The sequence below is a fragment of the Massilia sp. Root418 genome, assembly GCF_001425265.1.
Lineage (GTDB): Bacteria > Pseudomonadota > Gammaproteobacteria > Burkholderiales > Burkholderiaceae_D > Rugamonas.
In genome coordinates, this window is sequence record NZ_LMEC01000001.1 from 1,320,965 (window position 1) to 1,341,736 (window position 20,772).

The 20,772-nt window shown below is 68.7% G+C and carries 19 protein-coding genes; 6 read left to right on the forward strand and 13 right to left on the reverse strand.

Annotated features, from left to right (window positions below; genetic code table 11):
* Nucleotides 1–7: 7 nt before the first annotated feature.
* Nucleotides 8–1,033: a transporter gene (locus tag ASC94_RS05550; RefSeq protein ID WP_200955554.1), complete on the forward strand. Its 1,026-nt coding sequence runs from the start codon at nucleotides 8–10 to the stop codon at nucleotides 1,031–1,033.
* Nucleotides 1,034–1,073: 40 nt separating this feature from the next.
* Here ASC94_RS05550 and nagZ read toward each other — a convergent pair whose 3' ends face one another.
* From nagZ to ASC94_RS05605, 11 genes are all read right to left on the reverse strand, one after another.
* Nucleotides 1,074–2,642 (reverse strand): beta-N-acetylhexosaminidase, encoded by a 1,569-nt coding sequence (gene nagZ / locus ASC94_RS05555; protein ID WP_056391810.1) that lies wholly within the window; start codon nucleotides 2,640–2,642, stop codon nucleotides 1,074–1,076.
* A gap of 24 nt (nucleotides 2,643–2,666) precedes the next feature.
* The gene (locus ASC94_RS05560; protein WP_056391813.1) at nucleotides 2,667–3,629 is read right to left on the reverse strand and encodes a phytanoyl-CoA dioxygenase family protein; all 963 of its coding nucleotides are present in this window, start codon (nucleotides 3,627–3,629) and stop codon (nucleotides 2,667–2,669) included.
* A gap of 1 nt (nucleotide 3,630) precedes the next feature.
* Complete coding sequence (locus tag ASC94_RS32305; protein WP_157201287.1) at nucleotides 3,631–4,377, reverse strand: N-acetyltransferase; 747 nt, start codon at nucleotides 4,375–4,377, stop codon at nucleotides 3,631–3,633.
* The gene (locus ASC94_RS05570; protein ID WP_056391826.1) at nucleotides 4,374–5,837 is read right to left on the reverse strand and encodes a glycosyltransferase; all 1,464 of its coding nucleotides are present in this window, start codon (nucleotides 5,835–5,837) and stop codon (nucleotides 4,374–4,376) included. The genes ASC94_RS32305 and ASC94_RS05570 overlap by 4 nt, the downstream gene beginning before the upstream one ends.
* Before the next feature lie 40 nt (nucleotides 5,838–5,877).
* Complete coding sequence (locus ASC94_RS05575) at nucleotides 5,878–7,134, reverse strand: MFS transporter (RefSeq protein ID WP_056391827.1); 1,257 nt, start codon at nucleotides 7,132–7,134, stop codon at nucleotides 5,878–5,880.
* Between the two features lie 116 nt (nucleotides 7,135–7,250).
* The gene (locus ASC94_RS05580; protein ID WP_056391831.1) at nucleotides 7,251–7,487 is read right to left on the reverse strand and encodes a hypothetical protein; all 237 of its coding nucleotides are present in this window, start codon (nucleotides 7,485–7,487) and stop codon (nucleotides 7,251–7,253) included.
* 65 nt (nucleotides 7,488–7,552) lie between these two features.
* Complete coding sequence (locus tag ASC94_RS05585) at nucleotides 7,553–8,110, reverse strand: dihydrofolate reductase family protein (protein ID WP_056391833.1); 558 nt, start codon at nucleotides 8,108–8,110, stop codon at nucleotides 7,553–7,555.
* Nucleotides 8,111–8,130: 20 nt separating this feature from the next.
* Nucleotides 8,131–8,403 (reverse strand): acylphosphatase, encoded by a 273-nt coding sequence (locus ASC94_RS05590; protein ID WP_056391835.1) that lies wholly within the window; start codon nucleotides 8,401–8,403, stop codon nucleotides 8,131–8,133.
* A gap of 158 nt (nucleotides 8,404–8,561) precedes the next feature.
* The gene (locus tag ASC94_RS05595; RefSeq protein ID WP_056391842.1) at nucleotides 8,562–9,209 is read right to left on the reverse strand and encodes an FABP family protein; all 648 of its coding nucleotides are present in this window, start codon (nucleotides 9,207–9,209) and stop codon (nucleotides 8,562–8,564) included.
* A gap of 69 nt (nucleotides 9,210–9,278) precedes the next feature.
* The gene (locus ASC94_RS05600; RefSeq protein WP_056391848.1) at nucleotides 9,279–11,933 is read right to left on the reverse strand and encodes an EAL domain-containing protein; all 2,655 of its coding nucleotides are present in this window, start codon (nucleotides 11,931–11,933) and stop codon (nucleotides 9,279–9,281) included.
* Nucleotides 11,933–12,385, reverse strand: a complete 453-nt coding sequence (locus ASC94_RS05605) for a hypothetical protein (RefSeq protein WP_056391850.1) — start codon at nucleotides 12,383–12,385, stop codon at nucleotides 11,933–11,935. The genes ASC94_RS05600 and ASC94_RS05605 overlap by 1 nt, the downstream gene beginning before the upstream one ends.
* A 284-nt stretch (nucleotides 12,386–12,669) precedes the next feature.
* Between ASC94_RS05605 and ASC94_RS05610 the strand changes: the two genes are divergently transcribed.
* Together ASC94_RS05610 and ASC94_RS05615 are read left to right on the forward strand one after the other, a co-directional pair.
* A complete protein-coding gene (locus ASC94_RS05610) occupies nucleotides 12,670–13,497 on the forward strand; it encodes a hypothetical protein (protein ID WP_056391853.1) in 828 nt (275 codons plus the stop codon).
* 15 nt (nucleotides 13,498–13,512) lie between these two features.
* Nucleotides 13,513–14,022, forward strand: coding sequence for a hypothetical protein (locus ASC94_RS05615; protein ID WP_056391856.1), 510 nt, complete (start codon nucleotides 13,513–13,515; stop codon nucleotides 14,020–14,022).
* A gap of 5 nt (nucleotides 14,023–14,027) precedes the next feature.
* On the opposite strand, the gene ASC94_RS05620 is transcribed toward ASC94_RS05615, so the two are convergent.
* Together ASC94_RS05620 and ASC94_RS05625 are read right to left on the reverse strand one after the other, a co-directional pair.
* The gene (locus ASC94_RS05620) at nucleotides 14,028–17,015 is read right to left on the reverse strand and encodes a type VI secretion system Vgr family protein (RefSeq protein WP_082616191.1); all 2,988 of its coding nucleotides are present in this window, start codon (nucleotides 17,013–17,015) and stop codon (nucleotides 14,028–14,030) included.
* Nucleotides 17,012–17,941: a hypothetical protein gene (locus tag ASC94_RS05625; protein WP_056391862.1), complete on the reverse strand. Its 930-nt coding sequence runs from the start codon at nucleotides 17,939–17,941 to the stop codon at nucleotides 17,012–17,014. The genes ASC94_RS05620 and ASC94_RS05625 overlap by 4 nt, the downstream gene beginning before the upstream one ends.
* 234 nt (nucleotides 17,942–18,175) lie before the next feature.
* Here ASC94_RS05625 and ASC94_RS05630 point away from each other — a divergent pair, with 234 nt between their 5' ends.
* From ASC94_RS05630 to ASC94_RS05640, 3 genes are read left to right on the forward strand one after another with little or no spacing between them, the layout of a single operon-like run.
* Entirely contained in the window at nucleotides 18,176–19,015 is an 840-nt protein-coding gene (locus tag ASC94_RS05630; RefSeq protein WP_056391864.1) for a M15 family metallopeptidase, read from the forward strand.
* A gap of 13 nt (nucleotides 19,016–19,028) precedes the next feature.
* Nucleotides 19,029–19,292, forward strand: coding sequence for a PAAR domain-containing protein (locus tag ASC94_RS05635; protein WP_056391866.1), 264 nt, complete (start codon nucleotides 19,029–19,031; stop codon nucleotides 19,290–19,292).
* 5 nt (nucleotides 19,293–19,297) lie between these two features.
* Nucleotides 19,298–20,761, forward strand: coding sequence for a hypothetical protein (locus ASC94_RS05640; RefSeq protein ID WP_056391867.1), 1,464 nt, complete (start codon nucleotides 19,298–19,300; stop codon nucleotides 20,759–20,761).
* Nucleotides 20,762–20,772: the final 11 nt, after the last annotated feature.

A 20,772-nucleotide genomic window follows, 5' to 3' on the forward strand; every position in this document is an offset into this window, starting at 1 on the left:
TTCGGAGATGCCCATGCTGATCAACGCGCCTGCCTATGGATCGGACCTGTCCGGCCTGGTCTGCGGCTATCTGTTCGGCCGCGACCATCAGCCCATGCCGATCGAGGCGGGCGCCGCCCAGGAGTGGCTGGACCAGCCAGGGCACCACGAGGGGGAATTCATCTGGCTGCACTTCAACCTGGCCAACACCGCCAGTGAGAAGTGGATGAAAGAGCACGTGGTGCTGGCCGAGGAGTTTTACGAAAGCCTGCACGAAGGGCAGCGCTCGACCCGCATCGAGCTGGCCGACAACGCCCTGATCGCCGTCGTCAACGACGTGGTGCACGATTTCTCGTTCGACCCGTCCGACATCGCCACGCTGTGGCTCAGCGTGGACCGGCAGGTGGTGATCAGCGCGCGGCGCCAGCCGCTGAAAGCCATCGAGGGCCTGCGCCAGGCGGTGCGCGGCGGCGAGCCGATACGCTCGCCGGTGGAACTGCTCACCCACCTGCTGCGGGACCAGGCGGACGCGCTGGTGAAAATCGTGCGCGACGCCATCAGCCGCGTGGACAGCATCGAGGACAATCTGCTGCAAGGGAAGCTGAAGCGCAAGCGCACCGACCTGGGCGCGCTGCGCCGCGTGCTGGTGCGCCTGCGCCGCCTGCTCGCGCCGGAACCGGCGGCGCTGTTCCGCCTGCTGCAAAAACCGCCCTCCTGGGTGGCCGACGTGGACAGCGAAGAACTGCGCGCGGCCACCGAGGAATTCGCGGTGGTGCTGAACGACATGGCCTCGCTGCAGGAGCGCATCAAGCTGCTGCAGGAGGAAATCGCCGCGCAGGTCAACGAGAGCAACAACCAGAGCCTGTACGTGCTGACCATCGTCACCGTACTGGCCCTGCCCATCAACATCATCGCCGGCCTGCTGGGCATGAACGTGGGCGGCGTGCCGATGGCGCAGGACCCGGAAGGATTCTGGATCGTCGCCACCATCGTCGCCGTGTTCACCGCGGTAGCCGGCTGGCTGGTCTACCGCAAGCAGCAGGACCAGGAGTAGCCCGCCGGCCTGCGGCCCAGCGGGCTTGCGGACCGCCCTGCTAGGCGGCGGCGCCGGGCGCCATGGCCAGGCTGGCGCCCAGCAGGCGGTCGGCCACCGGCTCAAGCGCTGCGGGGCGGCAGCCGTAAGACGCCAGCCGGCCCTGCGCGCCGGGCACCAGGTCCAGGTCATAAGGCATGCGTCCCGCCACCACCCACAGGCGCTCCGCCGGCAGCGCATCCAGCAGGCGGCGCTGGCCGGACACCAGCATGGCGTTATAGGTCTGCACCACGATCTGCTGCGCGCTCTCGGCAAAGGCCAGCGCCTGCGCCACTTCATCGTCCGGCGCATCCGCCGCCATGGCATATTCCTGCACCGCCGCGCCGGCCCGGCGCAGCGCCGGCAGCAGGGAGCTGCGCGCTTCCTTGTTGCGCCCCGTTGCCACCTCGTCGATTTCGGTACGGTCGCGCACCTCGAAGGTCAGCAGCACCACCGGCAGCGACAGGTCCAGCGGCCGGAACCCGCCCGCCTGCGTCAGGGCCGCATATTGCACCTTGCGCGACAGCGCCACCGCCTGCGCCGTCATCAGCGCCGGCGGCGTGGCAGGCCGCTCGCGCCAGCCTGCCACCGCGCGCGCCCGTTTCAGCTTGCGCACGCGGCGCAGCGCTTCCTCGATGCGCTGCTGGGGAATCACGCCCTGCTCCACCGCGCGCAGCACCGCCGCAATGGCGTCCTGCTGGCGGTCCTCGCGGTGCGACACCAGCACGATGTCGGTCCCGGCCAGCAGCGTGGCCACGGCGCCCGCCGCCACGCCCACGCCTTCCGAGATCGCGCCCATCTCCAGGCAGTCGGAAATCACCGCGCCGTCATAGCCCATCTCCTCGCGCAGCAGGCCTGTGAGCACCTTGTGCGACAGCGTTGCAGGCAGGCTGGCGTCCGGCTCGAAGGCCGGGAAGGCCACGTGCGCCGTCATGATGGCGTCCACGCCCGCTTCGATGGCGGCGAGGAACGGCGCCAGCTCCACCGCGCGCAGGCGCTCCTGGCCATGCAGCACGGAAGCCATGGCGTAGTGCGAATCGACTGCCGTGTCGCCGTGGCCGGGGAAGTGCTTGGCGGTGACGATGGCACCGGCGCGCTGCTGGCCGCGCATGGCGGCGATGCCGTAGCGGATCACCGTGTCCGCGTCCTCGCCGTAGGCGCGCACGCCGATCACCGGGTTGAGCGGATTGTTGTTCACGTCCAGCACCGGCGCGAGCAGCATGTTGACGCCGATCTGGCGCATCTCGTCGCCATTGACGAAGTTCATCTGCTCGCAGTCCGGCACCGAGCCGGCGGCCTGGAAAGCCATCGCCGGCGGGATCGGCGTCACGCCCTGCTCGATACGCATCACCATGCCGCCTTCCTGGTCCAGCGCGATCAGCAGCGGCTCCGCGCTCACTTCCGCATTGATCTCCTGCAGGCTGCGGCACAAGGCCGACACCTGCTGCGGCGTGTGCACATTGCGCCGGAACAGGATCACGCCGCCCACACGCTGCTCGCGTATCAGCCGCGCGATGGCGGCGTCCGGCTCCAACCCATCGAAGCCGACCATGAACAGTTGTCCGATTTTTTGCGCAAGTTCGTCTGCCATTTTTATTCCTCTCTCTTGTTAAAGTTATTCTTGCCAGGTGCGCAGGCCGAGCAGGCGCTCGCCCAGTTCGCTCAGTTGCGCGGTGGCGTAACAGGTTTGCTCCTTGCGGCGCGGGTCGCCGTGCAGGCTGTACCCCTCCGGTGCCAGGCACTCGCGCCAGGAGCGGATGCGCCATGCGCGCAGGTCGGCGTTGTCCTCCTGGGCCGGCATCATCGAGATGTACTGTGCCATGCGCACCTTGCGCGCGGAGCGGTTCTGGCGGATGCCGTGACACAGCTTGCTGTTGAAGATCAGCAGGTCGCCCTTCTTCAGCAGCACGCGCACGTGCGGCCAGTCCGCCACCCTGGGCCGATACCAGTCCCAGTCATCCGGCTGGTCGGCGCGCCAGGAAGCATAGTTTCGGAACAGTTCGGGGATGCAGACGAAGCCGCCCACCTCCTCATCCACCTGGTCGCTGATGGACAGCACGCCCTGCACGTTTTGCGGGTCCGTGTCGGGGTCGTAGTCCCAGTGCATGAAGCCCTTGAACTCGAAGCCCGGCTCGGGCGGCAGGTTCAGGTTCACGCGGTCTATCGACACCCACAGGTCTTCCCGGCCCCACAGGTCCACGAAGGCGTCGTACACGCGCGGCGCCTGCCGCGCGTCCCACAGGTGCTGGTGATTGTAGAGTTCCACCATGCCGGCGTTGAAACTGAGCTCGGTCCTGCGCAGCAGGGATTTCCCGGGCGGATACCAGGTTGCCGGATCCTGCGGGTCCATCTCTTCGAAGTCCCAGATGAGACGCTCGATGTCCGCAATCTTGGCGGCGTCGACCGCCTGTTCGATCACCACGTAGCCGTTGTGGGTCCAGCAGGCCCAGTCCTGCTCGGACAGCACCCGCAGAGGGGCGCCGTCCTTGCGCTCGTTCAGGCGCGCCGCGCCGGTGCCCACCGTGGACAGGTTGCGGCGCGCGATACTGGTTTTTCCGATGGATTCGATGCTTTGCATGTCAGTCTCCGCGCAACGGGTAGTCAAGGAAGTGCAGCCGGTCGAAAAACAATTCGTAGGCGTAGCCGAAGCTGTCGCACCGCCTGAAGCCGCGGCGCAGGTAGAGCGGCATGGCGGCGCTGCTTTCCCACACGGTGAGCACGATGCGGGGGCAGCCGCGCGCACGCGCCAGCCGTTCAATCTCCGCCAGCATGTGCGCGAACCAGCCGCGCCCCTGGCAGCGGCCTTCTATGGCCAGGCTGCCGACCAGGAAGTCGTCTTCCCGCGTGTTGCGGGCGATGAAGGCGTCATAGGCCGCGTCCATGGCCCGCACTTCTTCACGGTAGTGGGACACGGCTTGCACGGCGTTGAACTCGCCCACGGTGGCCGCCGTGAAGAAGCCGGCCATGCCGCCGCCGCACTCCACCATGGCGTACACGTGGGCGATATAGGGATCGATGTTCTGCAGGCGCTGCAGTGCGCGCAACGGCAGTCGCAGCTTGTTCCCGGCGGAGCAGTATTCCAGGTAGCTGGTGGAGAACAGCAGCGCCGCCATGCGGTCGCGCGCCGCGTCGTCCAGCACGGCGCCCGGCAGGAAGTGGACTGGCGCCTCGGCCGGCGGCGACGGCCTGGGCCGCAGCAGGGCGCCGGCCGCGCTGCCAGGGCGGGCTGCGCTGGTGCCGCTGGTGCCGCTGGTGCCGCCGGTGCCGCCGGTGCCGCTCATCTTGCCCGTCGTGGCAACCGTGCTCACGGTATTCATTGCGCTCATTGCGCGCCCCGCCGTGCGTCCGCCGCGCCGTGGCGCGCCAGGCGCAGCACCACCTGTTCGCGCTGGCCGCTGCCGCGCGTGGGGCACCAATAATCTCCGTCCAGAATGCGGTCCGCGTTGCGCGCCAGCAGATAGGCCGCAAACAGCGTGTTCACGCGGTCCAGCAGATGGTCCTGCGACAGGAAGGAGTAGTAGTTGCAGCTCTCCGGCTGGGCGCGCAGCTGTGGCGCGTAGGCCATGCGCGGCACCTCCCGGAACCAGGCCAGTTCGGCCACCTGCTCCAGCTCCTGCGCGCGCTCCAGCCGCCAGCCTCGCCGTTCCAGGGCCGCCACGCAGTCCGCATAGCTGCGCTCCTCGTCCTCGCTGAGCGGCATGTCGGCGCCGGTGATCGCGTCCACCCGCAAGCGCATGCCACGCAATCCCCCCACCACCGCTTCGGGCTGGCCGTCGTACAGCACGGCGTGGCGCCGCGTCATGTCGCTGTAGGCCAGGAAGGTGTGGCCGATGTGGCGGTGCCATTCGCCGTAAGTGGCCTGGTGCAGCAGCGCCGCATAGTCCTGCGCCGCGCCGGCATCCCGGCCTTGAGGCGGGTGGGGCATGCCGCCCAGGTTGCGGTCCATGGCGGTGAGTATCTGGCGCAGCGCGCCGTTGCCGCGCCGCGCCACCAGCATGCCGTTTTCGTCCTTGACCAGATTGAGCCAGGAGACAAAGGTGGCGTTGATCTGCTGCGTGTGCGGATCGAAGGCAAAGTTCACGTAGTCCGGCACTTCCGGCTTGGCCAGGAAGGCGGTGGCGGCGCGGTAGGGCATGGTGTCCGCGTCCAGGTAGATGCCGCCGGCCTCGTACAGGATGAGCAGGCGGAAATAGTCCGCCAGGTTCACGTAGCAGCGCGCGGCGTGCAGCGCGTCGAACAGCGCCAGGCGCTGCGGGGCGCGTGCCAGGGCCAGCTTGCGCAGCGCGTGCACGGCGAGCACCTCGCGGCCCACCACATAGGAACCGATGGCCCAGCCGCCGACGTCGCGCCCGGCACGGAAGGCCGGATCGCCGCGCAACTGCGCCGCGTCCCACACCCACAGCACCAGCTCGTACTCGGGATCGTCCGGCGCCTGCACCTCGGCGATGGCCGACTCCCACTGGCAGACCGCCTGCCGCGCGGCATCCGGCAAGGGACCGCCCATCCAGATGCGGTGCATCAGCAGTTCCTCCGGCGCCAGCGTCTGGGTCGGAATGCCGATCAGCGACGACACGCGGCGGGCATCGAACCGCGCGAACTGCTCGCGCACCAGCTGGCGCAGCTGTTCCAGCTGCCGCCGGTAGCCCTCCTCCAGCAGGTGCAGGCGGGCGCTGTGCTCGCACTGGGCGCTGGGGTCCTGGCGGCAGAATGCCTCCCATTGCTTGCACGTGACGAAGGCGGACTTTAAATCTTTGATCAGAACTTCATACTCAAGATCGAAACTCATCAGATTCTCTCCAGGCAGTCGGTGACAAAAGAAGGCGGCGTTACGCGGTGTCCGCCACCGGTAGCGCGGAGGGTGCGGAAGGTGCCGAAGACGCGGCCCGGCCGGCGATGCGGCGCAGCGCCAGGAACAGGAAGACGCCCAGCGGCGCATTCATCAGCGCATAAGCGCCGAGCGCATAATCGAAGCGCGCGCAAACCGCGTTGTACAGCTCCAGGCCGCCCGCCAGGTAAAGGCAGTACAACAAGCTCATGGCGCTCGATGTGAGGCTCATGGAGATACCGGTGGACGTGAGTGCGATGCGGATCAGGGCGCCGTTGAACAGGCCGAAGCCCGCCGAGTACACGAACATGCAAAGCACGAACAGGTGGCCCTGGCGGTGCAGCAGCGCCGCGCCGGCCATGCCCGCCAGCGCCAGCGCCCCGCCCTGCCGCAGCAGGCGCACCAGCGAGAAGCCTTCGCCCAGGCGCTGGATGGCCAGGGTACTGCACACAAAGCCGCAGAAGATGGCGCACTGCCAGGCGATGTAAGTGCCGTACGAGGCGCCCATGCGCTGCAGGACAATCGCTGGCGACAGTCCTATCCAGGCGGTCAGCGGCGCGATGGCGCAGGCGGCGGTGAAAATGCCGAACATGAAGGTGCGGTTGGTGAAAATGGCGCGATAGCTGGCGGCCAGGCCGGGCCGCGCGGCCGGAGACACCTGCACGGCGGACGGCGCTCCGGCGGACGGCGCGGCGGCGGGCCCCGGCATGGTCCGGAACAGGCCCACCCACGCCACCGCGCCGAGCGCGAACGCGATGCCGAAAACGGCGCGCCAGTCCATGACGGTGATGACTGCGCTGCCGATCACCGGGCCGATCAGCGGTGCGAACACGGTGGTATTGCCCATCAGGGAAGTCATCTTGACGGCCCGCTCGTCGTCCAGCAGTTCGTGCACGGCTGCGTAGCCGATAAAAATAAAGCACGAGCCCATGCCCTGGGAGAAGCGAATGGCCAGGAATTGCGTAATGGTCTGCGCGAACGGCACCAGCAGCGTGGCGGCGAGGAACAGCGCGTTCCCGGCCAACATGACCTTGCGCTTGCCGATGCGGTCCGCCACCGGCCCCAGGAAAATCTGCAGCGTGCTGCCCCCCAGGATGTAGAGGCTGAGCGACAGCCCGATCGCGTGGCTGGATGAATGAAACTCGCGCACCACTTGCGGCATGGCGGGCATGATCATGTCGTTCGACAGGTAGACCGCCATTTCGTACAGCAGGAAAAACAGGCAGAAATATAGCAAGCGCTTCTTCGTTTGCACCATTGCGTTCCCTCCACAAGTCAGCATCGGACAACACCAAGTCACTACAACTTTGCAATCTGGTATCTAACTGGACTGTATACTAACGCAATTGGTAATGCATTGGTATTTCTTTTGTATCAATCGTTGGGCTCGCTGCGGGCAGCGTAAGCGTCACGGACGTGCTGGGAAATGTAGGTGGCAAGGCCGCTGCCGCTGCGCGCCAGGCGCTTCATTTGCTGGATATGGACGCGCCCCGCGCTGGCGACGGTGTAGGTGTAGACCGCGCCGCCGGCGAATTGCACGTCGATGGCGTCGGGCTTGATGGCATAGGCGATGACGCCGGAATGGCCGCTGAGATCACGATAGCGCTGCATGGAACCAATGTAGCGCGCCGCGCGCCGGGACGGCGCGCAGCTTGGGCCGGGCCTGCGCCGCGAATTCAGGCGGCCTTGTGTACTTCGTAGCGCAGTTCGGCCATGGTGGTGCCGATCTGGCGCACGGAGATCAGGCGCAGCACGGGGCTGAGCACGCGGCGCGGGAATAGCGGCTTGCCTTGGCCGAGGGTGACCGAACCGACCTGCAGGATCAATTCATCCAGCAGGCCGGCGTCATAAAATTGGCCGGCCAGTCCTCCCCCGCCGACAATCCAGATGTTTTTCCCGCCGGCTGCGGCCCGCATGCCGGCGTGCACGCTCGCCACGTCACCGCTGACGAAACGCACATCCGCGCCTTCGATCAACGGCAGCTTGCGGCTGGTGAATACCCATGCCGGCTGCGTGTAGGGCCAGGCAGAGCCCACTTCGGCGGCTACTTTGTCGGCGTTATGCAGCATCCATTCATACGTGGCGGACCCCATGGCCAGCGCGCCCACTTCGGCAATGAATGCCGGATAGCTGGAATCGTTCACGTCGCCAAGCGGGAACAGCCAGTCGAGCGAGTCGTCCTCGGTGGCGATGAAGCCATCGAGGCTGGTGGCGGAGAAGAATTGCGTTTTCATATACGGTTGGCTCCTGCGTGTCATTGTGCCGGCGCGATGTGGAAGGCCGCATCCGGCGGGGGTTCCGCATCTTCGATAATGACGTTCGATACCACGGCGGCAGGCGGGCCGCGCCTGGCCCAGCGGATGATCGCTTCCACCGCGTGCGCATCGCCGTCCACCAGCGCTTCCACTGAACCATCCCTGCGGTTGCGCACCCAGCCCCGCAATCCCAGCGCCCCCGCCTCGCGGGCCAGCGTCGCACGGTAGCCCACGCCCTGCACGCGTCCTTCGATGATCAGCCGGTTCGCCATCCGTCTCTCCTCGTCTCGCCAAAACGGTTATCTTAACAATATCGTGCGAATCGCGGCTCCGTTCACCCGGCCGGCAATGGCCAGTACAGCTACGGCTTCGTACTCAACTGCCTGCGCCTTGGGGAATGAGGCCTGGCCGGTATGCCGGCTAGCCGGGATTAGCGCGCGTTCTGGCGCGCGAGCGGGTTGGGGGTCGGCTCGGCCACCTTGCGCAGCAGGTTGCGGTCGATGTGGTGGAAAGGTTCATCTTCCTTGCCGCGGATGAGCATCACGGTGTCTTCCTCGTAACCCCAGGTGCCGTCCTCGTTGATGGTGACCTTGATGCGGTACTCCACCGTCTTGAAGCCGAATTCGAGGAAGGGATTGGAGCGAATGCCGTAGGTATCGGACTCGCGGTAGGCCACCAGCTCGAAGGTCTTCGCATCCGGCGCGGCGCTGCCCGACGCCATGGCGATCTGGCCGCGCGGGATGGCCAGGGTCTGGATCACGGTATTGGTGGCCGGTTCCCACAGCCAGTAGCCCACCTGCTCGTGGTAGGTCTTCACCTGGTCCGGCTTGGTGATCAGGATGACGTAGCGCAGGCCGTAGAACAGCTGCGGGCCATTGGTCACCGGGTCGATCGGCTGCAGCTCGATGCGCTCCACGTAGGCCTGCTTGCGCGGGCCGTCCGCCTTGGGCTTGATGTCCAGCCCGCGTTCGCCTTCGAAGATGCCGGCCATCGCGGCCAGCGGCCCCAGGTTGGCCAGCGTGTTGACGTCCACGTTGGACGGTTCGGTGTAGATATCGTTGGAGAATTCTTGGCTCATGGCTGCTGATGTTTGAAGATGCAATTCAGCAATTGTAGCGCATGGGCCTAAGGCGCTGCTGCGGCGAAGTCAGCCTGCCGCCTCGGCCTGGGCTTCCAGCATGGCCCGGATCAGCTCCGGCGCCACCGGGCGGCTGAACAGGTAGCCCTGCATGTCGTCGCAGCCGCTCTGCTGCAGGAAGCTGCGCTGCTGCACGGTCTCCACGCCTTCGGCGATCACGCGCAGCTGCAACTGGTGCGACAGCGAGATGATGGCGCGCGCGATGGCCTGGTCGTCGCTGTTCACGTCCAGGTCGCGCACGAAGGACTTGTCGATCTTCAGGCTGCTGATCGGGAAGGTCTTGAGCGCGGCCAGGCTGGAATAGCCTGTGCCGAAATCGTCGATGGACAGCGAAATGCCCATCGCTTTCAGCTCGCGCATCTTGTCGATGGCCTGCTGCATGTCGCGCATGATGAGGCTTTCCGTCACTTCCAGCTCCAGCCAGCGCGCCGCCAGGCCGCTCCGCTCCAGCGCGCGCTGCACGCGCATCACCAGGCGCGCGTCGTCGAACTGGCGGGCCGACACGTTGACCGACACCGTCACCGGCGTCAGCCCGGCCAGCTGCCAGGCGCGCGCCTGGCGGCATGCCGTCAGCAGCACCCACTCGCCGATGGAGACGATGGCGCCGCTCTCCTCGGCCAGCGGGATGAACTGGTCCGGCGCGATCATGCCCCGCACCGGATGCTGCCAGCGCAGCAGCGCTTCCACGCCGAATACCAGGCCCGTGTCCAGGTTCACCTTGGGCTGGTACTGCAGCCGGAACTGCTCCTGGGCCAGCGCGGTGCGCAGGCCGTCCATCAGGTCCAGCTTGTCCTCCAGCGTGGCGTTCATTTCCTGCGTGTAGAACTGCACATTGTTCTTGCCGGTGTCCTTGGCGCGGTACATGGCGGCATCCGCGTTCATCAGCAGCGTGTCGGCGTCGCGGCCGTCGCGCGGATAGATGGCCACGCCGATACTGCAGCTCACCTGCACCGGCTGGCCGCCCAGCACCACCGGGCGTATCACCGCCTCGCGGATTTTCTCCAGCAGCAGCATCAGTGCGCCGGCGCTGTCGCGCTGCTCGGGCAGCACCAGCACGAACTCGTCGCCGCCGAAGCGGCCGACCGTGTCGTGGCGGCGCACGCAGCCCACCATGCGCCCCGCCACTTCGGTCAGCAACTGGTCGCCGGCAGTGTGGCCGAGGCCATCGTTCACCACCTTGAAGCTGTCCAGGTCGATGAAGGCCACCGCCACCTCCAGGCCATTGCGCTCGCCGTGCAGGATGGCCTGCTGCAGGCGGTCGGCGATCAGGCTGCGGTTGGGCAGGCCGGTCAGGCTGTCGTGGTGCGCCATGTGGACGATGCGCTCTTCGGCCAGCTTGCGCTCGCTGATGTCGCGCACGATGGCCACCACGCCGCCGTCCACGCCCACCACCTGCCAGTGCAGCCAGTTGGCGTGCAGCTGCGGCATGCCGTTGCGCTGCTCTTCCTGATACACGCCGCCCACCTGGGCAATGTGGGCCAGCGTTTCGAATTTTCCGCTCACGCGCACCTGCGGCAGCCAGCCGCACAAGGTCATGGCCTTGAGCTGTTCGCGCGTCAGGCCGGACAGCGCCTCGGCGCGGCCGTTGGCGTCGGCGATGTCGAAATCGGTCACCATGCCGCGCCGGTCGCGCACCGCGCGCAGCACGAAGAAGGCGTCCATGCTGGCCTCGGAGGCGGCGGCGTAGGTTTCCTGCGCGTTGCGGATGCGGCGGCGCGCCATGGCGCCCTGCCAGATCCACACCCACAGCAGCCCGGCCAGCAGCAGCAGCACGGTGCTGGCCACGGCGGCCTCCCACAGGCTGGCCACGCGGCGCCGCTCGAACACGGCCAGCTGCTCGCGCTCGGACAAGCCGGCCAGCGCCGTGAGCGCGAACCCGTGCAGCGGCCGCGCCATGGTGTAGCGCGCCACGCCGTCCCAGGAATTGGCCAGGCTGGCGCCCACCTCGGCGCGCAGGTCCAGCTGCTGGCCCCAGCTCACCTTGTCGCCCACGCGCAGCGCGCGCACCACGCCGTCGTTGCCCACCAGCGCCAGCACGCCCTGCTCGCCCTGGCGCCGGCGCTCATAGCCGCTGGTGAAATAAGCCGGGTCCACTTCGATCACGGCCACGCCGGCGAACTGGCCGGCGCCGTCTTCCAGGCGGCGTGAGAAATGCAGGCGGGCGTCTCCGCTGGCCGCGTCGCGCATGGTTGCGCCAACCAGGATGGATTGTCCCGGCGTGTCCTGGTGCTGCTTGAAATAGGGCTGGCCCGCCACCGACACCGGCCGCGCCACCGGGCTGCGCGCCACCACGCGACCTTGCGCATCGGCGATGCTGATGGCGAACACCAGCGCGGAAGGGAGCAAGCCATGCTCGTTCAGCTCCGCCAGCGCGTCGGCCGCGCCCTTGCGCTCGGCCGCGTAGGCGATCACCTTCAGGCTCTGGTCGATGCCGCCCAGGTTGCGCGCCACCTGCGCTTCGTAGGTATCCACCAGTTCGCGCACGGAATCGGCGGCGCCCTTGGCGGCCAGCTCACGCTCGATGCCGATAAAGTGGAAAGTAAACGCCCAGATGGCGCCCAGCAGCAGCACGGTAAACAGCGGCAGCGTGACATAGGTTTCCAGCCCGAGGCGCAGCCAGCGGGCGGGCTTGGCGGCGCCGCTCCTGTCGTGCAGCTTCAGCATCACTGCACCACCAGCACCGCACGCACGCTGGCATCCAGCGCCGTGCGCTCGATATAGCCGATCAGCGCCGGGTCTGCGGCCACCAGGCGGCGCACGGCGGCGTTGCCGGCCGCTTCGCGCGGCGGCTGGCCGCGTCCGGTGAACATCATCTTGGTCCAGTGCGCCTTCATCAGCTCGGGCGTGCGCCCCGCCACCTTGCGGTAGAACTCATTGCGCGTGGGCGATCCCAGCTTCTGGTCCACTGCCGCCATGCCGGCGCAGTCCGCCTGGCGCGCCGCCTCCGCCAGGAAGATGCCGGCCACTTGCTGCGGCTGCAGCACGGTCACCGGGCTCCTGGCGGACACGATCACCACCAGCTCGCGCGCCCATCCCGGCGCCGTCCATGCGCATGCGCACAGCAGGCTGCATAGCGACCTGGTAGCCAGGCGGCGGGCGGACGGGACGTTCAGCATTGCGTATTTTTGTATTTCTGCGACAGAGCAACATGCCAGCCGCCAGAGCGGCGGCTAACCAAAGGTAACCGGATGAGAACAGGCACAACAGGCCTGCCGGGGGGAATAGAGCGTAATAGCGGCACTTTAGCGTAGTTGCTAGTAACTGTCGATCACTTTCTCCGTAGAACTACTTATGTGCATTATGCAAATAATAGATTGCTGCAAAATACCATGGCTTGTTTAGGCTGCCTCTTATCAGAATCCTAAGTTATACTAAGGGAAACGCCTACAGGGACGACACTATGCAAGCCTCACTGAAAGACATATTCTTATCGGTGCTGAAATTCTGGCCACGCCGCAAAGGCGCGGCGGCCGGCAAACCCGCCCAGCCCGCTGCCGCAGCCAAGCCGCCGGCCATTCCGCTGCGCCTGATCGGCGCCGCCATGGGCGAGCATGCGCAGGAGGCGGCGGTCAAGGCGGAGATGTCGGCCTGGATGAAAGCCAGCGGCCAGGGCAAGCTGGACGCCAGCCCCGAATTCTGGCGCACGCTGGCGCAGGCCACGTCCGCCACCCGCGAACTGGCGGCCAGCGTCGGCGCCCACGGCGGCCTGGCACAGCCGTCCGAAGCCGCGCTGCCCAAGCTGCAATTGATTGCGCTGCTGCCGGCGGAATGGAAAGGTCCCTGGCGCGACGCCGCCGGCCGCTGGCTGCAGCACCAGCTGGTGAGCGCGGGCTGGCCCTTGGAACGCATTGAGCGCAACGCGCGCCGCAACCAGCATCCGACCCAGGTGCTGACGGCGCTCAAGCACAGCACCGAGCCCTGCCTGGCCGTGCTGCTGGCCTGCGGCGCGCAAGCCGACGAAGGCGCCGCCGCCCTGCTGCTGGCCGACAGCGAACAAGCCGCCCTGCTGGGCCCGGGCCCTTATCCGCTGCTGCAATCGGTGGCCGAAGGCCGCGCCGATCCGGCGCCGCACACCCCGGCCCCGGGCTGCGCCCTGCTGCGCACGCTGGCCCAGCAAGCCATCAAGCCGCTGCCGGTGGCCGTGCCCATGGCCGCCACCGCCGCCGACGCCCTGCACCTGGACCAGGCCCCCGCCGCGCAGCCGCTGCACGCCGCCAGCCAGGCCTGAACGGATCGCGGCCCAGTGCTGCTGTACCGGCATCACACCTCGGGCGACGTGATCGACTTCGCGCAGGCCAGTGGCCATTGGCGCTACGTTGAAGAAGACCGGCATCCGTCGGTCTCTGCGCTGTCGGTCGCTTACCGGCGCGGCGATCCGATTCCCGGCACGTACACGGTGGAAGACCAGCGCATGTACTGCATGTACTGGACGCCGGAAAATGTGCTGGTGCTGCACATGCCGGACCAGCGCCGGCACGCGCTGTTCCGGCGCGGCGCAGACGAGGAACTGCAGGACCTGCGCCAGGGCTTGCGGGTGGAACTGGCCGCCACGCCGGGGCGCAGCGGCTACAACACCCTGCGCATCAGCGGCGCGGACGGCCACGCCATCCACCAGCTGACCTACCACGCGCTGCCCTACGCGCTGCTGTACGGCGCCGACTTCAGCTACAACGACCGCATCCTGGCGGACTGGGACTTCTTCGAGGGTCTGAAGGACGCCATTGAAGACCTGGCGGACCGCCTGCCCGGCTAGCGCGTTCAGTCCTTCAATTTTCCCAGGATCTGGATCTTCAGGTCTTCCGGGCTAAAGCCCTGCTGCAAAGGGATCATGCCCGAGGCATCGGTCACGCCCTCGATGCGGGCGCCGTTCGCCTTGGTGATGGCGTAGCGCATATTCTTGACCGGCTCGCCGGCCGGATCGAGCAGCTGGAACTTCTCGTCGAAGCGCATGGCGCCGCGCGGCAGCTGCGGCATCTCCGCGCCCATGCTGGCCGGGCCGGAGAAGCTCTTCTTGCCGGCGTGGACCGTCAGCTTGCCGGGGCAGGCCACCGTGATGTTGCCGCCATCGATGACAATGCTGGCACCGCCCGCCGTGGCCAGCTTGATGCTCTTCGCGGCCGACCAGTCCAGGTGCGCATTGGCGCTCACCACCTGCACGTCGCCGCTGGCCTGCAGCGCCAGCGTGTCGGCCTGGGCTTGCACGTCGATCGCGGCCGCCGCCGCCACCAGCTGCAGCCCTATGCCGCCCTCTCCGGCCTTCACTGCGCCGCCCAGTACGCCCAACGCCTGGCCGCTGTGCACGCGCAACTGGCCGCCGCTGGCGAATTGCGTATCGCCCCCGCTCATGACCGTGGCCGTTTCGCCGCTGGCCAGCTGCACACCCTGGCCGGCCGTCACGCCCAGGCCCGCCCTGGCGCTGATGGCCAGCAGCGCCGCGCTGCTGTGCGGCAGCTTGCCCTCGCCCGCCGCCGTGCTGCGCGCTTCCGCATCGGCCTGCGCCGCTTCCAGGCTGGCGTCGCCCACCATGCCGGACAAGGCGGCCTGCACGGCCTTCAGCGGCGCCGCCGCCGCGTCCAGGCGGCTGGCGCCGGCACGCGCCGCGCCGGCGTGGCTGGCGTACGCCACCGTCTGGTGCGTGCCGGCCGCCTTGCTGAAGGACTCGCCCAGCTGCGCCGCCTGTTTCATCAACGCGATGCCGGCCGCGTTGTCGCCCGCCGCTTCACGGGCACCGGCCGCGTGCGCGATGGCGTAACTGGTCACCAGCAGCCCTGCGCCGCCGCGCACCGCGCCATAAGCCTCGGTGCGCAGTTCGGCGCCCAGGCCGCGCAGGCTGCCGCGGAAGTTGTCGGCGCCATGCACCAGGTGGCCCAGGTTCAATTCGCTGGCGGCATGGCTGCAGCGCAGCTGCACGCGGCCCTGGGCGTCGGTATCGTCGAACAGCAGCTGGGAGTAGCCGGCGCCGCCGAACTCCTTGCTGCGCACGCCCCACTGGGCAGCGGCGCTGCGGTGGTCCGCGCTGCCGGAGGCCGCGCCGTGCCACAAGGGCGCGTGGCCGTTGGCCAGGTTGCCCTGCGCGGACGGCGCGTGGTCGTGCGCGCGGCCGAACAGGCCATCCGCGCCGGCAGCGGCCCTGCCGCCAGGGGTGGGTGCTTGCCCGCCCTCGCCCTGCCCGTTGTACAGCGCCCCGACGATGATGGGGCGGTCGATATCGTTGTCCAGGAACTGCACCAGCACTTCCTGGCCGATGCGCGGCAGGAACTGGCTGCCCATGCCGCCGCCGGCTGCGCGCTGCGCCACCCGCACCCAGCAGGTGGCCCCGCCGCCGGCCTGCCAGTGGAAGCGGATGCGCACGCGGCCCAGGCGGTCGCAATAGACTTCGTCCGCGCCCTGCACCGTGTCGCCGCCGTCCGCGCCGACCACGATGGCGCTTTGCGCTCCCATGGCGGTGGGCTTGGGGTGGCTGCGCCCGCCGCTGCCCGGCAATTGCGGGCGCCACGGCACCTGTGCCGCCACCGCCTCGAAGTGATTGGCGTAGCCGCCCTGGCGCGCCTGCGCCACCGTGAGCGCAAAGCCGTCCGGCCAGTCCCCGGCCGCAAGCTCCTGCAGCAGCTCGGGGATGGGGCCGAACAGTTCAGCCAGGCCCTGCTGCACCGGCGCGGGCAGGTTGTTCACGCCCACGCTGAGCACGCGCAGCACCGTGTAGCCGTCCGGCGCGCCGGCCAGGGGGGACTGCGCCACGCGCAGCATGGTGCCGGCACGCAGCGTGCGCACCGTGGACCGGCCTTGCCACAGCTGGCTGCGCGCTTCGCGGCCCTGCATCTGGATCTCCGCGTAGCGCTGCGCCAGGCCGGCATTGGCCCAGGCGTACTGGCCCGGAAAATCGTAGTCCTCCAGCGGCGGCAGGCTGGCGCCGGCCGGCAGCGTGGACGGCGCGGCGGCGCCCACGGCGCGCTTGCCCTTGTAGTCGTAGCTCAGCAAGGTGGCCAGCGAGGACGCCACCTTGCGCTGCTTTTGCAGCGCCTGCACCGTATCCTGCTGCTCGCCGGGCCGCACGCCGTGGAAGCGCACGCCTTCACCGGCGGCGCTGCTGGCGTCTTCCGGGATGGCGCTGCGCTGCAGCGTATCGGCGTGGATGACCAGGCACTGGCCTTCCTCGCCATCTTCGAAACGCCAGCCCAGCCCTTCCTCGGCCAGCAGGCGTTGCACGAAGTCCAGGTCTGTTTCACGGTACTGGCAGCAGTAGCTGCGCGGCGGCACACCTTCCATGAAAGACGCCACGTCGCTGCTCACGCGCCAGCGCGCGCCGCCATAGCTTTCAAACACGCTGCCGATGACGTCGAGCACCGGCTTGTCCTGCCATACACGGCTGTTGCGCGCCTGGCTCAGGCGCCACACCCAGGGTGTCAGGCGCAGGCGGTAGCGCGCCATGCCGCCTTCGCTGCCCAGCATGGCCGCCTGCGTGATCTCGCCGCCAAACGCGGTGCGGCTGCCGTCGGCCAGCGTGACCTCCAGCGCGGCCTGCCGGCCCAGCAGCTTGCGCAAGTCCACGAAGGCGCTGGTGGAGAGCACAATGATGTCGCGCGCCCCGGTGTCCTGCATGCGCTCATCGGCCACAAAGGCTTCCACCATCAGCTCCCCGGCCTCCGGCGGCACCGCGCCTTCCGGCAGGCGCAGTGCGTACAGCCGCGTGGCGCTGGAAAACTGCGCCAGCCCCGCAGCGACTTGCGCCACGGCGGCCAATGTCATGGGAAGGCTCCGTCCACGGCCGCCGTCACCACAGGTTTGCACAGCGGATCATCCTTGGCGCTGGCGCAGGTGCGCACGCGGCACTGCTCGGCGCCCTTGGCGTTCAGCTGGCGGCACTGCTTCAGCTTGGCCGACAGCGGCTCGGGCTGTTTCGCCGGCCGCGTCGCATGCGTGTGGGCGACCAGCGCGGCCAGCAGCGCCACGTCGCTGTCGGGCGCGGGCGCCGGCTGGGCCTTGGCGGGCGGAGCGGCCTTGCCGCTGCGGGCTGCGGTCCTGGCGGCGCTTCTGGAGGAGGACTTGTCGGCCGTCCGCGCGGGCTTCTCCGCCTTGTCCGGCCTGGAATGCGCCTTGCCGTCATGCTTCGCCAGCTTGGGCGCCGAGGGCGTGGCCTTGGCCGGCGGCGGAGCGTTCAGCATGTCGCGCAGCGATTGCTGTTGCGCGGCCCCGTCGTCCTGAATGGTAGCGGCGGTGCTCGGCTTGGAGGGCGCCGCCAGTGCGGCTACCAGGTCGGCGCTGTTGCCCGGCGCGGCGGCGGTCGTTGCCACAGCTGCGCTGCCGGCTACGGCCACACCTGCCGCGGCCAGCGCACTCCCAACGGCAGCCGGTGGCTCGGCGGAGCCTGGCGCGGCCGGCGCTTGCGGCGCAGCGGATGCCGGCGGCGCAGCGGGCGCCGGCGGTAGTGCGGTAGCCGGTGGCACGGCCTCGGCCAAGGCCTGGTCGGTGCCGCTGCCCGGTTCGGAGGCCAGCCAGGCGGCGCCACCGCCCAGCAGCGCCACCATCAACGCGGCGCCGCCCCACAGCATGCCCTTGCCGGCCGGCTTTGCCTGCGATGTGGACGCGGCAACAGGCACGGGCTTCTTCCCGCCCTCCAGATTGCCCAGGATATTGGTCCTGGCTGCTTCGGCCTGCGCTGGTTCGGCAGACAAAAGGCTGGGCCGGGCTGCTCCCGGCCGACGCGGCTCGTCGTGTTGCAAAGTTGCCTCCTTAGTAATTTTCGCGACTTTACCTGAAACAAGAAAATCGTGGCGCATAGCAGAACGGCAACGGAACACACGCGTCCACACTATGTAATTTCAATCGTGCGCGGGATTGTCAGAAACTAAATATATACTCACGGCAATGCTTTTAAGATAATTTTTGACCGGACGGCGAGGTTCAGCGTGTTTCTTTTGGCGGTGGCGGTGTATTTCCTACTGGCATGCCTGCTGAGCTGGCTGGTGCTGTTTCCAGCCGGCCGGGAATTACTTATGAGCACGCTGGAACGGGCCGGATTGCGCTGGCGCCGGCGCTTCGCGGCGATGGCGCAGCGCCAGGAAAACGGCGCGCTGGAGCTGCAGCGCAGTGGCCGCGCGCAGCTGGCCGAATGGGGCGCCTTCCTGCGCCGCCACTATCTGCTGTGCGGCGCCGGGCTGGCCCTGGTGTGCCTGCCGCCGCTGGTGGCGCTGCTGGTGGGGTCCAAGCCCAGCTTGCGCGGCTTCGAAGCGTCCACGCGGGAAATCAACCCGCAGGTGGCGGGCCTGCTGGAAGGCGAGCAGCTGGTGCCGCCGCCAGCGTTGCCGCCGCTGGCCTTCACCACCGCCGAAGTGCAGCTGGCGCGGCCGATGATTGCCAGCGCCAGCCGCGACTGGGCCATGCTGGACAAGGCGTACGCGCAGCGCCTGCTGATGGCCTTCCGCATCATGAAGGAGCGCCACGGCTACGAGATGGCGCTGCTGGAAGGCTACCGCAGCCCCGAGCGCCAGAACACCCTGGCCGCCCTGGGGCCGGGCGTGACCAACGCCGCCGCCTTCCAGAGCTGGCACCAGTATGGCCTGGCGGCCGACTGCGCCTTTGTCCGCGACGGCAAGCTGGTGATCAGCGAGCAGGACCCGTGGGCCATGCGCGGGTATGAACTATATGGAGAAGTGGCCGAATCGCTGGGCATGACCTGGGGCGGCCGCTGGAAGATGCGCGACTTCGGCCACACGGAACTGCGCGTGGCCGGCGTGATGAAACGATAGACAGGAGAACGATATGGCCGGGCCATTCATCAGGTTGGGAGACAAGCACACGCACGGCGGCGCCGTGGTGGAAGCCTCGCCGCACAGCGACAGCGGCGGCATCGGCATCGCGCGCCTGGGCGACAAGGTGGTGTGCCCGCTGCACGGCTCCATGGTCATTGCCACCGGCGACGCCACCATGCTGGTGGACGGCAAGCCGGCCGCGCGCCAGGGCGACCTGACCAGCTGCGGCGCCACGCTGATCGCCAGCCAGCAAGCCACCACCGACAAGGTATAGCGCGCATGAACGTCTGGCTCAAAGGGATACTGCTGTCGGCGCTGGCCTTCGGCGGCAGCTGGTCCGGCGCGGTCTGGTACTGGCGCAGCACCAACCGCCTGCCCGACACCGCCGACCTGGCGGTTTACCTGGTGGCGCTGCCGCTGTCGCTGCTGCTGGGCTACTGGCTGGTGCGCAAAGGCGCAGCCGCCTGGAGCGCGCGCGCCGGGCAGCCGTCCGCCCCGGCGGCGGGCGGCGCCGGCCCGGACGGCACAGCCGCCGCCGGCGCAGCCGGCAGCGCCCCGCCCCCGCCGGCCGTGCTGGCCATCGCCGCCGCCACGCTGCACGCGCCGCACGGCGACTGCGCTGCCGCCCTGGCCGGCGCCATGGCGGACCACAAGGCCCGCCCCGACCTGGACAAGGAACTGTACGACGACGACGGCTACCCCGTCATGTGCGCACGGGCCGGCGGCATCGACCAGCAAGGCGCGCAGCAGCAAATCACCGAGTGGCTGGCCGCGCAAGGCCTGCCCGCGCTGTATGCGCACGACGAGTTCTGGCGCGCCATGGCGCTGGCCAGGCCCGCCATCGAACACCTGGCCGCCGCCGCTGCCGCGCATCCGCGCGTGGCCGAGGCAGCCGAAGCCGGCGACAACGCCGAAAACGGCCGCGGCACCGCGGCGCAGGCCGCGCGCGCCCTGAACGCCGTGCCCATGCTGCAGCTGATCGCCCTGCTGCCGCCGGACTGGAACAGCCAATGGCGCGACGTAGCCGGCCGCTGGCTGAGCCACCAGGTGGCGCAGGCCGGCTGGCCGCAGCAGCGCATTGCCGTCAACACCCGGCCCGGCCAATCGCCCGGCCCGGTGCTGGCGGCGCTCCAGCACGGTGGCGAGCCGTGCCTGACCGTGCTGCTGGCCTGCACCTCCCACATCGGCGACGCCACGGTGGACGCCTGGGCCGCGAACGGCCTGCTGTTTACCGCCGCCCGTCCGCAAGGCGCCATGCCGGGCGAGGCCGCCGCCGGCCTGCTGCTGGCGGACGCCGAGCAAGCCGCGCTGCTGGACGGCGGGCCGTATCCGCTGCTGGCCGCAGTCGCCGCTGGCCAGCGGTCGAAAGACGTGGCGCAGGCGCGCAACGGCGATTGCACCGTGCTGAAGGATCTGGCGCAGCAGGTCCTGAAGCCGCTGCCGGCAGGCGCGGAAGTCCCGCTGGTGGTGGCCGACACCGGCCACCGCAGCACCCGCGTGATGGAATTGATGGCGGCCGCCCATGCCGCCCAGCCCAAGCTCGACCCGGTGCAGGACATTCTCGCGCTGGGCAATGCCACCGGCCAGGCCGGCAGCGCCGGCTTCCTGGCCGCGCTGGCATTGGGCTGGCACGAAGCGCAGGAGCGCGGCGCGCCCGTGCTGTGCATGGCCAACGAAGACCCCGTCCTGCGCTGCGCGGCCCTGATCCAGCCGCCAGCAACACCGAATGCAACACCCGCTTGACCTCAACCAAG

What these genes read in the sequence shown, in the direction of transcription:
- ASC94_RS05595 (WP_056391842.1), bottom strand. Translation starts at nt 9,209, where the DNA reads ATGAGCCAAGAATTCTCCAACGATATCTACACCGAACCGTCCAACGTG.
- ASC94_RS05570 (WP_056391826.1), bottom strand. Translation starts at nt 5,837, where the DNA reads ATGAGTTTCGATCTTGAGTATGAAGTTCTGATCAAAGATTTAAAGTCC.
- ASC94_RS05560 (WP_056391813.1), bottom strand. Translation starts at nt 3,629, where the DNA reads ATGCAAAGCATCGAATCCATCGGAAAAACCAGTATCGCGCGCCGCAAC.
- ASC94_RS05590 (WP_056391835.1), bottom strand. Translation starts at nt 8,403, where the DNA reads ATGGCGAACCGGCTGATCATCGAAGGACGCGTGCAGGGCGTGGGCTAC.
- ASC94_RS05580 (WP_056391831.1), bottom strand. Translation starts at nt 7,487, where the DNA reads ATGCAGCGCTATCGTGATCTCAGCGGCCATTCCGGCGTCATCGCCTAT.
- ASC94_RS05600 (WP_056391848.1), bottom strand. Translation starts at nt 11,933, where the DNA reads ATGCTGAAGCTGCACGACAGGAGCGGCGCCGCCAAGCCCGCCCGCTGG.
- ASC94_RS05550 (WP_200955554.1), top strand. Translation starts at nt 8, where the DNA reads ATGCCCATGCTGATCAACGCGCCTGCCTATGGATCGGACCTGTCCGGC.
- ASC94_RS05605 (WP_056391850.1), bottom strand. Translation starts at nt 12,385, where the DNA reads ATGCTGAACGTCCCGTCCGCCCGCCGCCTGGCTACCAGGTCGCTATGC.
- ASC94_RS05610 (WP_056391853.1), top strand. Translation starts at nt 12,670, where the DNA reads ATGCAAGCCTCACTGAAAGACATATTCTTATCGGTGCTGAAATTCTGG.
- ASC94_RS05640 (WP_056391867.1), top strand. Translation starts at nt 19,298, where the DNA reads ATGAACGTCTGGCTCAAAGGGATACTGCTGTCGGCGCTGGCCTTCGGC.
- ASC94_RS05635 (WP_056391866.1), top strand. Translation starts at nt 19,029, where the DNA reads ATGGCCGGGCCATTCATCAGGTTGGGAGACAAGCACACGCACGGCGGC.
- ASC94_RS05620 (WP_082616191.1), bottom strand. Translation starts at nt 17,015, where the DNA reads ATGACATTGGCCGCCGTGGCGCAAGTCGCTGCGGGGCTGGCGCAGTTT.
- ASC94_RS05575 (WP_056391827.1), bottom strand. Translation starts at nt 7,134, where the DNA reads ATGGTGCAAACGAAGAAGCGCTTGCTATATTTCTGCCTGTTTTTCCTG.
- nagZ (WP_056391810.1), bottom strand. Translation starts at nt 2,642, where the DNA reads ATGGCAGACGAACTTGCGCAAAAAATCGGACAACTGTTCATGGTCGGC.
- ASC94_RS32305 (WP_157201287.1), bottom strand. Translation starts at nt 4,377, where the DNA reads ATGAGCGCAATGAATACCGTGAGCACGGTTGCCACGACGGGCAAGATG.
- ASC94_RS05585 (WP_056391833.1), bottom strand. Translation starts at nt 8,110, where the DNA reads ATGAAAACGCAATTCTTCTCCGCCACCAGCCTCGATGGCTTCATCGCC.